The organism is [Clostridium] fimetarium, from assembly GCF_900111235.1.
GTDB classification, from domain to species: domain Bacteria; phylum Bacillota; class Clostridia; order Lachnospirales; family Lachnospiraceae; genus Clostridium_N; species Clostridium_N fimetarium.
In genome coordinates this window covers 1-14,596 of the sequence record NZ_FOJI01000021.1, presented here as the reverse complement: position 1 = coordinate 14,596, position 14,596 = coordinate 1, and the positions used below count along the sequence as shown (strand labels likewise).

Here is a 14,596-nt window from a genome sequence, read left to right as displayed (position 1 = left end):
TTCAAATATAATCTTTGGATAATATTGCATTCATGGTAAAATCACATCTTCCTTGATTGTTCCAATCTGCTTCCCTATGCGTTCCTTCATATTTTAGTCCGCATTTCATCATTACTTTTCCAGAATTAGAATTTCTTGGATCATGGCGTGATTCAATTCGGTTTACACCTACTTCCTCAAAGAAGAATTTTATCAAAGCAGCTAACGCTTCAGATGTAATCCCCCCCTTCCACCATCTTTTCCCTATGCAATAACCTATATGTACCATCTCAATCGAATCCTTTTTATGTACAACTGATATAGTGCCGATTGGCTCATCAAGATTATCTTTTAAAATGATAGCCCACTGGTAAAAATCATCTTTACAGTATTGGCTAATCCAATCGCCCAATACTGTATGACTCATTTCAACCGTTTTGTGATGCGGCCATGTTAAGTATTTTGTAACTTCAGGATCATTTGCCCAATTATTGTACATGGCATCGGCATCCTCCATAATAAAGCGACGAAGTACTAATCTATCTGTTTCAAGTTTTTTTGTCCCTAAATGTTTCAACTCTGCACCTCCTCTAATAAAAAATTTTATTTCACTATGACTTGATACGATGAATAAACTTAATAGAAAAACTATGAGTTTTACATATCGTAGATAAGAGACTTGTTATCTACTGCCCGCATAGTTGCTAAAATTCCATCCAAATGGTCGTATTCATGCTGCAATAGCTCTGAATAATCGCCCTCAAGATGCATTTGCTGTGGTTGAAAATCAACATCAAGATAAGCAATATCAGCGCGCTTATAGCGTTCTAGTTTAACACTTAAAACGGGAAAGGACATACAATCATCCATCAACATATATTTTTCATTATCTGGGAACGAGATCACCGGATTAATAAAAACATAAGGTTTATCTATAAACATATACAGCAGCCGTTTTTGAACTCCTATTTGAGGTGCAGCTACTGCACGTCCTGCTCCGTATATTTTCCTGTAATTCATTAGCGTATCATGCAAATCTGATATCCATCCCGATAAACAATCAATGTCGGATTCAGTTATTTTTTTGCTTATCTCATATAGCTGTGGATTTCCGAGCTTTAATATTTCTCGCACCATATGTTCATACCCCCTACCGTATAATTTGATTACTTGATGATTGAATACATTTTCATGTCGAGAACTGCGCCATTTTTCAGTGCATTTTTTCTTAGTGTCCCCTCATATTCAAATCCGTTTTTTTCAAGTATGTGACATGAAGCTCCATTAAATGCAAAAGGCTCTGCAAATATTCGAATAATATTGGTATATTCAAAAATATATTCACATACTTGTTTTACGGCACTTGTCCCAATTCCTTTCCCCCAATACAGTTCTGAGACATAATACCCCATCTCTGCGGTTCTTGAATGAATATTATCTTTGCGAAACACACCAATGCTCCCCACCGCTTTATCATCCACAGTAATCGCAAAAGCGTATGTTGTTTTTATATCTGCATTTAGCATTGCCACTATGAAATCTTTCGCATCACTTGTTGTATAGGGATAAGGCAAGCCATCCCTTAAATTATCATGGATTTTTTTATTATTCAAGGCTTCTACAAGATCAGATGCATCTTCTATTCTCCAACCGCGAATTTTACATTCCATATTTTTTTCTCTCCTATTAAATAATAATAATAATAATAATAATATATATATGGAAGCCATATTAACTTCCTAGTTTGCTCATATTGTAAGGGTATTTTTCATTTCTTCGAAGACAGTTCTTTCCTGTTTACCAAAAATAAGCAACAAAAGGAAATAACCATCCCGAACATAAAAAGTTGCTAGTGTTTTCCCTCTTTTTTTAAATTTTAATTCATCTTTGTCATTCCAACGTTCATCCATTATGTAATTTGTATTAATGTACCCGACAAGCTTTATCCATGCAGATGCAGAGTTATTTAAAACTCTTTCAATTTCGTTAAAAGGTTTAATACACATACAACTTCCTCCTAAAATTCAGGTCTAGCTTTAATGTTGAGAATCAATCTTACTTTTTACGTCATATAAATATTCATACTGGAATTTTACTAACTATATTTTATGTCCCTTGGGCAGAATCATATATTTAGGTATTCTTATATGATCTGGTTTTGTAAGGATTTCAATCACTACATCGGCTATATCCTGTGGACTTAATGCACACGAAATATCAAGTAATTCCTTGGGTTTAACTTCCCAATCTCGATGTAATCCAGTTTCAACTAAACCAGGTTCAATACAAGTGATTTTAATATTTGTATCAGACAATTCCATTCTAAGTGATTCTGATAACGCTTCTAACGCATAATTACAGGCCGAATATGCTCCAGAATTTTCTCTTGTTTTAGTACCCATTACGCTAGATGTTATGATGATATGTCCATCCCCAACCTTTTTAAAATACTTTAAAGCAGTATAAATCAGCCTAAACGTCATTTCTACTTTTAACCTAATCATTTCACACATTTTATCAATATTTATATTTTCAATATTATTAGATTCAATTATTCCTGCATTAACAAAAATCACGTCACATCTTCCCCATTTCTCTAACGCCTCGTCCAGTAATAATTGAGGAGTTTCAGGAAGTAACATATCTCCATCATTCAAGCCTAAGCAATCTGACTTTTCAAATACAGAATGTATTGTTCTTCCGTTTGCTAAAACACAAAATGAATTATTAAGAAGTGTAGTACAAACCGCCTTTCCTATCCCGCTACTCGCACCTGTTACGATTGCCACCTTTTTTATCAATTTTATTTTCTCCTCTGCAATATTGATATGCTGTTTGTATTCTCATTATCTATTGTTTTCCAACTATATGCTTATCATTTTACCAAACATATTTTATCCATCACCTCCCACTGTAGACTACACTCATTATCTGTTTCACTTTCGCAATTACTCAAACACAAATACAATAAATCCTACAATTATCAAAAAAGTTCCTACGCACCGAAGCACTATTATATAACCTTTTGAAGGTGCTGTAGTTGTGCTGCTTTTCCATGCCTCTGTAACCTTCCATATCTGGTTAGGAAACAGTATCAGTAATATCGAAATAAGCATTAATAAAAAACCTGCAATATGTTCTTGTGTCATTTTATCTCTTCCCTCCTAATCACTCATTTTTTTGCAATCACTACCGCCGCAATTATCTCATGAGCATTCCCTTCATTGTCATTAAATCTGTATATCTTGTTCTCTATCTTAACCTCATCAAATATGTCGAATAACGCTTTTAATTCTTCGACTGTTGTATAATAATGAGGAATTCCTTCTTCACCTGTTCTTCCTCCAACAAATGTATGCGGAGCAATCTCACTACCAATTCCATATGTTAAGTCATCTGTAGTCACAAAATCCGTATAAAATATTCCACCTTTTATCAAAACTCGATATGCTTCTCTTATCCCCTTAGCAATTTCTTCTCGAAGTCCATGACCTTGTACCCAAATACACAAAATACCATCTAGTGAATCTGAATCTAGATTAAGATTATACATATCTTGAATACAATAACTCACATTACTCAAGCCAGAATTTTCTATTAATTCTCGTGTCATCTTTATACCTGTTTCAGATATGTCACATGCATGAACATTAAAGCCTCGATCCGCTAATAATAATGTATGACGACCTGTTCCACAACCTAAATCCAAGATATTTTTAAATCCATTTTTACAAAAAATATCTGCTGCTTGGATTGCTGTGTCTAGCACGTCAATCTGAACTCTTCCATGTTTTGTATAAATTTTCTCCCAGCTTCCATTCATGTCAATTCTCCTTCCAAACAGGCTAATAGTTTCTTATAAAATACAAAGTTCAAGTCACAATTTCTTACCCGAATTTTACCATAATATACCTATTTCCACAACATATTCTTTGAAAGTATTCTTATCTATACGCACCTTACAAATCCTGTAAATTAGCTTCTTAAGCTTTATGAGGTTTCAAATTCATATTCAAATCTAAACATGACTGATTTTCTAGATTTTATACTATTTCCATACCTTAATCTCGCTCCATTGAGACCACAAAAAAACAGACTACTTAATTTGAACCGCCCCTGTATATCTGACAGGGAGCAGTTCAAATAAGCTAGTCTATTCTACTTCTATTTTTTTTAAATTCAATTGTTGTTGCATAATTTCCAGATATAGAAATTACTCTATCTCTATATGTCGAGCATCCTTTTCAAGTATCCCTCGTTGAGCAGATGCAGCGTTTCGAATTTTCCATTATAGAAAACTGCCCAATTATTAAAAACACAAGGCACAGCTTTTGCTTTTTCCAAGCTGTCTACGGCGATTAATTCAAGCGGAATATGGTTCTCATGGCAATATTTTTTAATCTGATCTACGCAATTTGGAATATAAGGGCATTGTACACCGTAATATATTGTAAGCCTGTTACTGTCATAGCTTTGCTTTTTTGCATTTTCCGCAAAAGTAGGCTTTGTCCCGTTGAAGGATAAAGCCAAAAGTTCGTAGTCTCCTATACTGTCCACAACCTGGAATCCGAATTTTTCTATAAACTTTTTCTCGCTCAGAAATGGCTTTTTCTTTTTAGAACTCAGAATACAAACACCAGATTTTCCTTGTGATATTGCATCATTAATGCAATATTCAAGAAGTGATTTTCCATACCCTTTTCCCTTAAAAGAGCCTGAAACCCAGAGGCAGTAAATATAGATATAATTATCGCCATTCACAGGCACCCACGCTGTTTCAATCGGTGCATATTCAATAAACACTTTGCCTTTCTCGTCCAGTTTTCTAAAAACATGTCCTTCAGCAATACGTTCTTTTAACCATACTTTTTTAGTATCCACACCGCATTGATGTTTTTTATCCGCAATAGCACAGCAAAGGTGCTCATTATTCAGATTATTTATCGTTATATTTTTAAATTGTTCGGTCATATTATTCATCTAACTTTCTTCTTTTTGGGCTTTGGTATAGGAATAACCTTTTCTAAAGCTAGTATTACTTCTTTACTTAAATCTTTATTTTCGATATCTAAAATATAATGTACCTTAGCACCGGTATAAGGACTATCTGTTTCTGCATCTTTCATTTGTTCAGAAATACAATCAAGACATTTTACATATACAGTGCTATTACAAACCAGAAGAATTGGTTTGTCGTTCACATATATCATATATTCACCAAACATCTTTTTAGATCGGATATCCCCTACTTCGTTTATTTGATCACAAACAAACGCAATGTATTCTACTGATGTTGCCATAGTGTATCTCCTTTATTTCATTATTTTAATGCAATGTAAATATCAATATGTGCATTCTCAAAGTCACTGTTTAAATATTCTTCAAAATCGCCTGTGAAACTCCTGTCTAAGTCCATACTCCATATTTCGCTCCATGCTTGTGCAACTACTTTTTCCATAGGTCCATGTACAGAGAATTTTGCATATCTACCGGCGGGAATTACTTTTGTTATAAGCTCATCATTTTCTAACTTTGATACTTCGTTTCCTGCAGTCACAATATAACCGTTTTCTGTATAATCAGAATAAAGGCCTATTGCATAATCATTCACTTTATTATTTACTTTTGCATTGACGCCGCCTTGATATAACTCTACCCAAAGCTTGCCGATTTTCTCACCCATTTGGGGATCTTCATTACTTGTTGCCGTACTTACACCTACAATCATTTTTTCTTCGAGATTTACAATTTCATAGTTCATATTACACTACCTCCATATATTTGATATAGTTATTATAAACTAGGTAATATGACAGCTGTATGTCATATTACAAATAATTATTCATAGTTTTTTTCAGTTCCTCTTTAACTGCATTTCTTATATCCAAAGGCTCCAACACCTCACAGTTACTACCAAAAGAAGCAATATACGCAAATAGCCATTCACCTACAGGATAAACTGTTTGAATTATAAAACTACCATCAGGTTCTCTGGTATAATTATCAAATTCATCATAAATCCGAAATTCCATATTGGAGGATAGCTTTAATTTTAATGTGATATATTGATCACGAAACATATTATCGTCCTTAAATATGGGGCTCTTAACTATTCGTTCAAAATATTTCTCTGTAATTACAATATTTTTTATTCGATTAAGTTTAAAAAAACGAAAATCTTGTCTTAATCTACAGTAAGCGTATAAATATCGTGACATACCTTTAAAACATAGCTTCAAAGGCTCAACCTCTCGTGAAGTGCTTTCGCTCTTTCCACTTGAATAGGTAAAGTTTATTATTTTCTTAGATAGAATAGCGGACTTAATGTCATTAAACGTTTCAGACTCTTTCTTTGAATTGTACCAGGATGAAAAATCCACCTCAATCCAATCGGAATTGTTTTCCCCAAATAAGCTGCTTAACTTTTTTAATGCAGAATCTGTTGCATTAAAATTAATTGCTCCAACGGCTTTCATTGAGGATAAAACATCAGTTTTCTCTTCCTCAGTTAATACAGCTTTATTCAGCACAAAGTCATCTAAAATTGATATTCCGCCACCTTTCCCTTTTTTCATAAAAATAGGAATTCCTGCTGATGATAAGATTTCAACATCACGATAGATAGTTCTTCCAGAAACTTCAAATCGCTGTGCTAGTTCTCTTGCCGTAACGGTTTTTTTATCAATTAGTATATATATTATTTCAAACATTCGGTTAATTTGCATCTAGTCACCTCTGATCTGCTTTATCTGATCTACTTTAATGGAAGAATACCATCATCTGTAATACCCTTAAGAACTTATATCCCCCACGATCAACCCTATAAATGCTTTCAACCTATTCACAAATAATTGCGAATTCTACAACACGAAATTATATCTTTAGATACGTTGTATTTTGCATATCTTTTCAATAAACTCCCCTACCATCTCCTGCTGATTATCTATATCTATAGATATACAATATTTCTCAACAGCCAGCTTTTCTATGATTTTAAGTTCAATCTGCTTCCTTTTTTCGAAATAGTTGTACATCCCCTCAACTCCAGTGATACCGTTTTCTATGCCATAGGGTGACTCTGTTATATATTCTATAACACGACTTTCCCAAACATGGTTTCCATCTTGGTCAATCCTTTCCATAGCCGCCCTTTTCATGGCAGATTTCGTATCAACATTAAGATAAATTATAACTGGCTTAAGCTTTTCTACACAAGAAATCAGCTTGCCAATATATTTAGATAATGCAGCTTCATCTGAACATCTAAATAACAGCAATTCATTTACCGCATTCTGTAGTAATGCACACTCGAAAACATTTATGCCTGTTGCTTGCTGCCCAAAATTTTTCCAACGATTTTCATGTACACCACAAAATGTTTCTATGTCTATGCGACCATCATAGACTTCTTTTGATTCAAAGTAGTTATACAGTTTACTGTCAAGGTTTTGAATCTTTGTATAGGCCACTATTATATATCCGTCCCACACGGTTTTGTTGTGTTCCAGTTCTTGCACATACCAAGGATATTTATCACATATTTCTTTGTATTCTTTATTTGTCAGCAAAGCACACCAAGCCATATCAGCTGGGTGTAAATCACCTTCTACATATAAATTTACATTCGGATTGTATTTTAGAAATTGTTCGGCTAGCCTTCTTGCAAATGTTGTTTTACCAGAGCCCGGAATACCTTCAACGATAAATAGTCTATTCATTAAATACCTCTTTTCGTTTGGAAATGCTAGCTTGTCTACCTATAGATTAATATTCTAATCTATTGCAGAATCTCTGCCACTAACCAACTGCCATTTGTTTTTACAAATGTATACGTCATACTAGTTTGATATGTTTTATCAGTATCAACCCATTTCACATATAAATCGAAATATATGCTGCAAGAGAAACAATCATCAGAATATTTTATCAAATCGAAAGTCTTTTCATTTCTAAATTCATATGTATACGATTTACCATATGAGTATGCCCAAATCCCCTCTATATTCATATTCAATTTAGCATTCCCAATCAGATATTTGTTTAATGTAGTTAGGGATCCTCTATTAATCATAAATTTACCAATTTCTTGATTAATAGTGTGAATAGTAGGCTTTTGTGCTTCAAACAAGGCTTCATCTGTAGGATAATTCACGGTACATGTTTTTCCTTCTACTATCACTTCAAGTTCAACACCATTTATTGATGCTGTGATTTCAGGTTGCACCATAAGACCACTAACTTTATATTCTACACTTGTTGGAATCTTAACAAATGGGCCTACATTCTTTACGATATCAAAAATAATATTTTTTTGCGTTATATAAGAATCACTTATCTTTACTCCATTTAATTTAACTTCTGCTGTACTTGGCGCTGCTATTGTAATCTCATTTTCTGCATCAATAAAGCCATCGAATGAGACGCTGCCTAGCTTCCACTTAGTGAAATTATGCGCATTTTTTCCATTTTCAACTAAAGTGACTTTTGCAATTGAAGCATCGCCCGCTTTCACTAAGTATACTGGTGTTGTATCTGTAAACTCACCACTTTTTCTCTTATATGTCACTTCTTTATCTTGCATTTTGAGTTTGAAATAATCAGCAACTGAACTCACAGTTTCAAAGTCATTGATTTTCACTGAATTATCATTTAGAACTTGCTCAATATTATCTGGTGTAAATCCCTTTACTATTTTGCTCATTGAGTTATTAGGCATACTTTTTTCATAATCTTTTAGCGTACCGTATAAAAGTACCAATAACACAATAACTATCGAGATCAATACACCTGAATATGCTAGTAAAAATACACCAAATTTATTAAGCTTCATCTTCTTTGGATTCTGCTTTTGATTCTTCTCTGTGTTCTGCTCTGTGTTGTGCTCTGTGTTCTGCATTTTGTTTCTCTTAATATTCATATCTAGTTAATCCCCCCCCTATTAAAAACTATTTTTGTATTAAAATCAGCTTCATTCTCATTGATACTACGTTTAATATCTTACTATATATCACTTATGATTTTTAATGATAATGGAGAATTTCCGATTGGACAGATTCTTGCACATACTTCACAATTCCAATAATAATTGTCTTTTACGCCAATATATTGCGACATTTGATATTCACCACAATCAATCCCCTTAAAATGATCAATATATATTGCTTTAGCCGGACAAGCTGATATACATTTGCCGCAATGATTACATGCATTTATATCGGAATTCTTATCGCTTTCAAAATGCGCGTCTGTAAATAGCAATCTTAAATGAACCCAAGGCCCCCATTGTTTATGTAAGAATAAAAAACTATCACCGATATGTCCTAGCGATGTTTTGTCAGCTAAATCTTTCATTCTTATACCACTTTTACCTGGGTATGGAACCACAAAATTTGAATATCCATCATCTGTTAAACAATACGCAATCTTTTCTATCACATTTTTGCATGCAAGTCTGCACCACACGTCCTAATATTTCGTTCTGCTTGATGCGGATACCATGTCCATTCCAATGAAGTTGTAATATGATGAGCAAGAACAATGAACAATTCTATATTTATTTATTCATATGTTTTTCTAATTCAGCTTCCATTTCTTCTTTCATTTTTAACTGAGCTTCCTTATATGCCTTTTGTTTTTCCAATAAAGATTTAATAGCCGCTTCCTTTTTCGCTTGTAGCTGTTCATTTAATAAAATATCATTTTCTTTTTCTATTACGGTTTCTATTACTGTTTCCTTTTGATCTTGATTTTCGATTACTTGGATATCATTATTTCCAACATTACTATCATTGAGATCTACTAGTATTTCATTATTTGTGCCACTAATAATTTCATTACTTCTAACATTATTAAATGCAGTTTCCAATTCATAATTAGTCGTGATATTATCTTCTACATATTCAGCCTTCGTACTTTCAGTGTTCAACTCATGATTTACTGATTCGATTTTTTCTATTCCATTTTCAACCACGAGATCATATTCTTTATTTTGTAACTTTACTAAATCTTTTAAATCCTTTTGTCCATCATTACTTTGATAATTAAAACAATAAGCACTTATTGGTAGTGAAATGAGCAACATAATGATAGCTCCAATAAATACATACTTTTTGTGCCTTAAATATTTCATTTTATCCCCCTACTTATTATATGGCATTTTTTAACTGCGTTTCAATCAATGTTATACCAAAGTATCACCCTATAAATGATTTTCACCCAAAGAAATAATACCATAATATGCCATAAATCTCAAATAATTAATTTCCCTTCTTTTAGACTATCTCATTAGAAAATTTCTTATTAAATTAATTTTTTCTAATGTATTTCCCCACTAATAAACTGATTAAAATCATACAATTAGATAATATAAATTTTTTAAACAGTTATAAAAGGTATTCTTATATGATTATTGTACATTGATATTTTTTATGGTAAAATTTGTAAAATATGTAGGAATACCATAAATCACTATAAATTCCCAGTATTAATATTATGACATTTCAGGAAGGTAATGTAGAATGAAATTGAAATCAAGAAAAAATATAATATTTATAAGTATGTTGTCTGTTCTAATCGTGTTAGTTAGTGGATATTTTATCCATAGATTTGTAGTGGTTTTATTAGCAGATAAAACTTGGATTATAGACTTTGGATATGAGGATAATGAAATTCATGAACTTACATTTTACTCGATGGGAAATAGAAGTTGCCCTGAAATACCCATTCAAGTTGATAATAATATATTTAAATTGATATTCGATACAGGATGTGGCACTGGAGTACAATTTACCGATGTTGTTGAAGGCAAAATCGACTATACTTTATTAGACAAAACCGAAGCGCTTAATAGAGATGGTTCTCACCGTGGGTGGAATAAGGGCATAGCAATTGGTGAAATGAAAGTATTTGGAGAACAGTTTAACAATATAACTACCAGTATCGCTGATTTGTCCATGTCTTCAGCTTCTAAGTTTAATGGATTAATAGGATTGTCTTATTTTGACTCAAAAGTTATTACACTAGACTATGCAGGTCATAGAATTGGTATTAGCAGTAATCCCATTGATTATACAAAGTTGGAGGACGATAAATATGTAGTACTTCCGCTTTTTAAGACAACAAGTGAAGGCCAGCAGGACTTACTCTTTTTCGAGGCCGAATATAATAATCAACCTACCATCGTTTATTTGGATACCGGTAAAAATTATTCATATTTATATAATCCAGACTGCAGCAGTTCTATTGGAGATAAACCCACAAAACATTTAGATATTCCACTTAAAGTTGGAGGCCTTGAACTTACTCTGAAGGATATTACAGAAGCAAATGATATTGCACAAGCAAAAGGATTACCTTATTCAACAATGATAGAATTGAATTCAGACCAGATTTGGAAATGTAAATTACTTGTCACAATTGATTTAATTGAGCAAAAGATTATTTTCAGGAAATTTTAAATTGGATAAAGTGATACTCAACGAGTATAAATATAATGAGAAATTTAAATCACCTTATAGATTAGAAGTTATCGTGCTTCGTGCAATGCTCATACTTCACCATATCTAGATATTTCATAAGCAATATACTCTTTATCGAAATGATAACCAAGTTTTTCTGCTAATGCGACCGAACCCTTATTCTGTGCATCCCAACTCGGATATAAATTATTTTTCATACATTCAAGAATTAGTTTAGCTCCACACGCCAAAGCTAATCCTTTTCTTCTGTAATCTTTTCTTGTATCAATTTCAATTTCTATACCGTCACGATATACAGTGTAAGAAGACGCCCCTGAAACAACCTCACCATTATGTAGCGCAACGACTCCTAAACCTCTTTCGTTATATTTCTCAAAGGTATCAAACTGAGAACATAGATCGGATGACCACTTATTTTTTCTTGTAATATGATATAGTTCCTCATTAATTAGCTCTAATTTGTAATCTTGATTTACTTCATCAGCAAATACTCTGAGTCTTTTTAGATCAAAAACATTCGGCTCTTTTTTAATTGCATAACGTATCACTTTTTTTGCATTATTTCCATACGTCTTTTCAATCTGCGCTGCCCATTCTTCATTTCGAGGTACCATAATTACAAAATCCAAATTGTTTTCTTTCGGGTTATTTCTTATTAACTCTTCACTTACTTTACCTGACAGAAAACAAAAGTCCGCAATAACAATCTGAGCCGATTGGGGCTTGTTTTCACAATCAGCCCAGGCTGTTCCCATGTATCCTTGTAAGCATGACAAAATCAAAGTTTCTTCCCATCCTTCAAAAAACCGAGCTACTGTTGACATATTTTCATTACTTATTCGATCAATACCCATCATAACCTCCTAGTTTAAGTATAAATAATCTATACTTCTAATTCTGATTCATCTGCTTCTTTTTTGTTCTCCCATACTTTTCATAAACATAATAGAAATATGCCACCCACTTTTTATTGAGTGCGCATACTTATTTAAGAATTAAGTATGCGCTTGTATTAACAAAGCCCTAATGCTACTATTAGTAAATACTACTAAAAGATTGTATGAGGTATAAAATATGTTGAACGAGTTGATTTCCGAGTTGAATACACGTGGTGCAACCATTGTAAAGGTAGTTGATATATCCATGCTCTCGGCAAATGAAAATCATGGGTATAACATTTCTATTTTGATTGGAATAGTTCTTAGTCCTAGTTATATTTTTAGGTTGTCTAAAGAAAACATAATCGACCATTCCGAGTTTCAGGAAAAGGAACACCTTACTCATGAGCTTGCAGAGTGGACGGCTGATTTTATAATTGCAAAAGGATACAAAGCATTCGCACTATCCGATAGAAATCTAATGCATGGATTTTTCGATAAAGCTACAAAAACATCTTCACTTCCACATAAAAAAATTGCTATATTGGCTGGATTAGGCTGGATTGGGAAAAATAATTTGTTAGTTACCCAAGAATACGGAAGTGCGTTATGTATGTGTACCGTTTTGTCAAATGCACCATTACCTACTGAGAATAGGTCAATATTAATGCCTAAATGTCGAAATTGCACAGTATGTAAGGACATTTGTCCTGCAGGAGTTATCCATGGCACTACATGGGAAATAGGTATGAATAGAGATTTAGTCGTAGATGTATACCACTGTAATGGCTGTTTAAAATGTTTAGCTAATTGTACATGGACGCAAAAATATATGGAAAATAATTTTAAGTGAATTTGTTGCAAAAATGTTTGACCATTACAAATAAACGTAGTTTTTCTATACTTACTAATAATCTTATAATTCATTTTGTTTGATTCGATTTTAATTGATGAAACTTGTGTGTAGTCCATATAATTTGTTTGTGGCATATCAAACCTATACCGATTACAAATAATACGCCTATAATAAACATAAAATCCTCCAAACCATGCACCCAAATAAAGTTATCTAAACCTACTTTCCATAAATGTGTACTAGTATTATAAAATACGATTGGGGCGGGATATACTTTTTCTAAAATCCAGACTACAAAAAAGCTTAAACAGGAAAACAACACACAACCAATCCCTGAAAATATTGTATACTTTTCTTTTTTGCTATTTACTGGCGCTAGGTTTTCTTTTATGCTACTTGCTGATATTAGATTTTCTTTTGTATTTTCTACATGGTCTTTTAATAAATAATCGGTTGACACATCAAATAATTCACTTAACATAATTACATTTTCTGTGTCCGGCAAAGAATTATCCAATTCCCATTTTGAAATGGCCTGTCTTGATACTGATAGTTTTGAAGCAAGCTGTTCTTGTGATATCCCTTTTTGTTTTCTTAATAATTGAAGTTTTTCTCCAAAAGTCATAATAACAACCTCCTATTTTATTTTGTTATTCTAACATTCAGTGTAGTTGCATTCCACCAAACAGACATTGAATATCCGCAACTATAAGTTGCAAGTCTTAAATCAAAAAAAATCAGTGCAAAGGGTCCTCTCTATAGTTCTCTCCTCTTAATAATAACCGTATTTTTACTTTAGGTTTCGCAAAAACTTATTTACTTGCCAGCAATTTTTCAAAACTATACACTGTGATTATTTTGCATACTTACTATTTAATCCATTATTTAATAAATCAATAACAGCCTCTTCGTTTCCTAAGTTATCATAATCCTTGTTCCATCCGTACATAATACCATTCTTTTGATTCTCCAATACATATGCTGCTAGTGCTTCTATACCCTCATTTTTTGCCACTTTTACAAAAGTTCGATTTCTTACATCATGATGTTCACTAAACATATCTTTTTCACATGGCCCATCTGCACATTCCCAACAACCATTTATACCCTTTTTGACACAACAGTCAAACTGAAAGCACCCCTCTTCACTTAAATGCCTTCCACAACAATTATTATCAGATTTACACCCATTGCATTTATCCGCCCCATGGCATAATGTACAAACCAACCCACAGTATCCTATATTTTGAACAATATCTTTTACATCCATTTTTATCCTCCTGTACAATATTACAACTCTCAACAAATTAGAATTGAACAAAATCGCTACGCGATGGCCTACCAAGGTTGTGGCTAAGCGATTTTTTGTTATCTATTTTTAAAAGGCAGTAGAAAAAATTTCTGAT

At 32.8% G+C, this 14,596-nt stretch carries 20 protein-coding genes; 2 read left to right on the top strand and 18 right to left on the bottom strand.

All coding sequences use genetic code 11. The annotated features are described in order from the left end of the window. Position 1: 1 nt before the first annotated feature. The 15 genes from BMY18_RS18580 to BMY18_RS18510 form a co-directional block, all read right to left on the bottom strand. Complete coding sequence (locus BMY18_RS18580) at positions 2-556, bottom strand: GNAT family N-acetyltransferase (protein WP_092457383.1); 555 nt, start codon at positions 554-556, stop codon at positions 2-4. 80 nt (positions 557-636) lie between these two features. Then, entirely contained in the window at positions 637-1,116 is a 480-nt protein-coding gene (locus tag BMY18_RS18575; RefSeq protein ID WP_092457380.1) for a peptide deformylase, read from the bottom strand. A gap of 29 nt (positions 1,117-1,145) precedes the next feature. After that, entirely contained in the window at positions 1,146-1,649 is a 504-nt protein-coding gene (locus tag BMY18_RS18570; protein WP_092457541.1) for a GNAT family N-acetyltransferase, read from the bottom strand. Between the two features lie 78 nt (positions 1,650-1,727). Further along, positions 1,728-1,985, bottom strand: coding sequence for a DUF3788 family protein (locus tag BMY18_RS18565; RefSeq protein WP_092457377.1), 258 nt, complete (start codon positions 1,983-1,985; stop codon positions 1,728-1,730). Between the two features lie 93 nt (positions 1,986-2,078). After that, positions 2,079-2,780, bottom strand: a complete 702-nt coding sequence (locus BMY18_RS18560) for an SDR family oxidoreductase (RefSeq protein ID WP_170841494.1) — start codon at positions 2,778-2,780, stop codon at positions 2,079-2,081. 147 nt (positions 2,781-2,927) lie between these two features. Beyond that, complete coding sequence (locus BMY18_RS18555; protein ID WP_092457370.1) at positions 2,928-3,128, bottom strand: DUF6199 family natural product biosynthesis protein; 201 nt, start codon at positions 3,126-3,128, stop codon at positions 2,928-2,930. 23 nt (positions 3,129-3,151) lie between these two features. Further along, positions 3,152-3,802 (bottom strand): class I SAM-dependent methyltransferase, encoded by a 651-nt coding sequence (locus BMY18_RS18550; protein WP_092457367.1) that lies wholly within the window; start codon positions 3,800-3,802, stop codon positions 3,152-3,154. A gap of 401 nt (positions 3,803-4,203) precedes the next feature. Then, positions 4,204-4,950, bottom strand: coding sequence for a GNAT family N-acetyltransferase (locus BMY18_RS18545; RefSeq protein WP_092457538.1), 747 nt, complete (start codon positions 4,948-4,950; stop codon positions 4,204-4,206). A 5-nt stretch (positions 4,951-4,955) separates the two neighbouring features. Next, positions 4,956-5,279, bottom strand: coding sequence for a TfoX/Sxy family protein (locus BMY18_RS18540; protein ID WP_092457364.1), 324 nt, complete (start codon positions 5,277-5,279; stop codon positions 4,956-4,958). Between the two features lie 20 nt (positions 5,280-5,299). After that, the gene (locus tag BMY18_RS18535; protein WP_092457361.1) at positions 5,300-5,740 is read right to left on the bottom strand and encodes a GyrI-like domain-containing protein; all 441 of its coding nucleotides are present in this window, start codon (positions 5,738-5,740) and stop codon (positions 5,300-5,302) included. A 67-nt stretch (positions 5,741-5,807) separates the two neighbouring features. Beyond that, positions 5,808-6,704: a helix-turn-helix transcriptional regulator gene (locus BMY18_RS18530; protein ID WP_092457357.1), complete on the bottom strand. Its 897-nt coding sequence runs from the start codon at positions 6,702-6,704 to the stop codon at positions 5,808-5,810. A gap of 156 nt (positions 6,705-6,860) precedes the next feature. After that, positions 6,861-7,697, bottom strand: coding sequence for a P-loop NTPase family protein (locus tag BMY18_RS18525; protein ID WP_092457354.1), 837 nt, complete (start codon positions 7,695-7,697; stop codon positions 6,861-6,863). 59 nt (positions 7,698-7,756) lie between these two features. Further along, positions 7,757-8,896, bottom strand: coding sequence for a hypothetical protein (locus BMY18_RS18520; RefSeq protein WP_092457351.1), 1,140 nt, complete (start codon positions 8,894-8,896; stop codon positions 7,757-7,759). Between the two features lie 83 nt (positions 8,897-8,979). Further along, complete coding sequence (locus BMY18_RS18515) at positions 8,980-9,414, bottom strand: 4Fe-4S dicluster domain-containing protein (RefSeq protein WP_139197343.1); 435 nt, start codon at positions 9,412-9,414, stop codon at positions 8,980-8,982. Between the two features lie 118 nt (positions 9,415-9,532). Further along, complete coding sequence (locus BMY18_RS18510; RefSeq protein ID WP_092457345.1) at positions 9,533-10,108, bottom strand: hypothetical protein; 576 nt, start codon at positions 10,106-10,108, stop codon at positions 9,533-9,535. 388 nt (positions 10,109-10,496) lie between these two features. On the opposite strand from BMY18_RS18510, the gene BMY18_RS18505 reads away from it, so the two are divergent. After that, complete coding sequence (locus BMY18_RS18505; RefSeq protein ID WP_092457342.1) at positions 10,497-11,435, top strand: hypothetical protein; 939 nt, start codon at positions 10,497-10,499, stop codon at positions 11,433-11,435. A gap of 89 nt (positions 11,436-11,524) precedes the next feature. Here the strand turns inward: BMY18_RS18505 and BMY18_RS18500 are convergent, their stop codons facing one another. Then, the gene (locus BMY18_RS18500) at positions 11,525-12,310 is read right to left on the bottom strand and encodes a GNAT family N-acetyltransferase (RefSeq protein ID WP_092457338.1); all 786 of its coding nucleotides are present in this window, start codon (positions 12,308-12,310) and stop codon (positions 11,525-11,527) included. Between the two features lie 220 nt (positions 12,311-12,530). Between BMY18_RS18500 and BMY18_RS18495 the strand changes: the two genes are divergently transcribed. Further along, a complete protein-coding gene (locus BMY18_RS18495; protein WP_092457335.1) occupies positions 12,531-13,187 on the top strand; it encodes a 4Fe-4S dicluster domain-containing protein in 657 nt (218 codons plus the stop codon). Positions 13,188-13,257: 70 nt separating this feature from the next. Here the strand turns inward: BMY18_RS18495 and BMY18_RS18490 are convergent, their stop codons facing one another. Together BMY18_RS18490 and BMY18_RS18485 are read right to left on the bottom strand one after the other, a co-directional pair. Further along, positions 13,258-13,815 (bottom strand): helix-turn-helix domain-containing protein, encoded by a 558-nt coding sequence (locus BMY18_RS18490; RefSeq protein WP_092457332.1) that lies wholly within the window; start codon positions 13,813-13,815, stop codon positions 13,258-13,260. Between the two features lie 228 nt (positions 13,816-14,043). Then, on the bottom strand, positions 14,044-14,460 hold the full coding sequence (locus tag BMY18_RS18485; protein ID WP_092457328.1) for a DUF3795 domain-containing protein: 417 nt from the start codon (positions 14,458-14,460) through the stop codon (positions 14,044-14,046). Between the last annotated feature and the right edge of the window lie 136 nt (positions 14,461-14,596).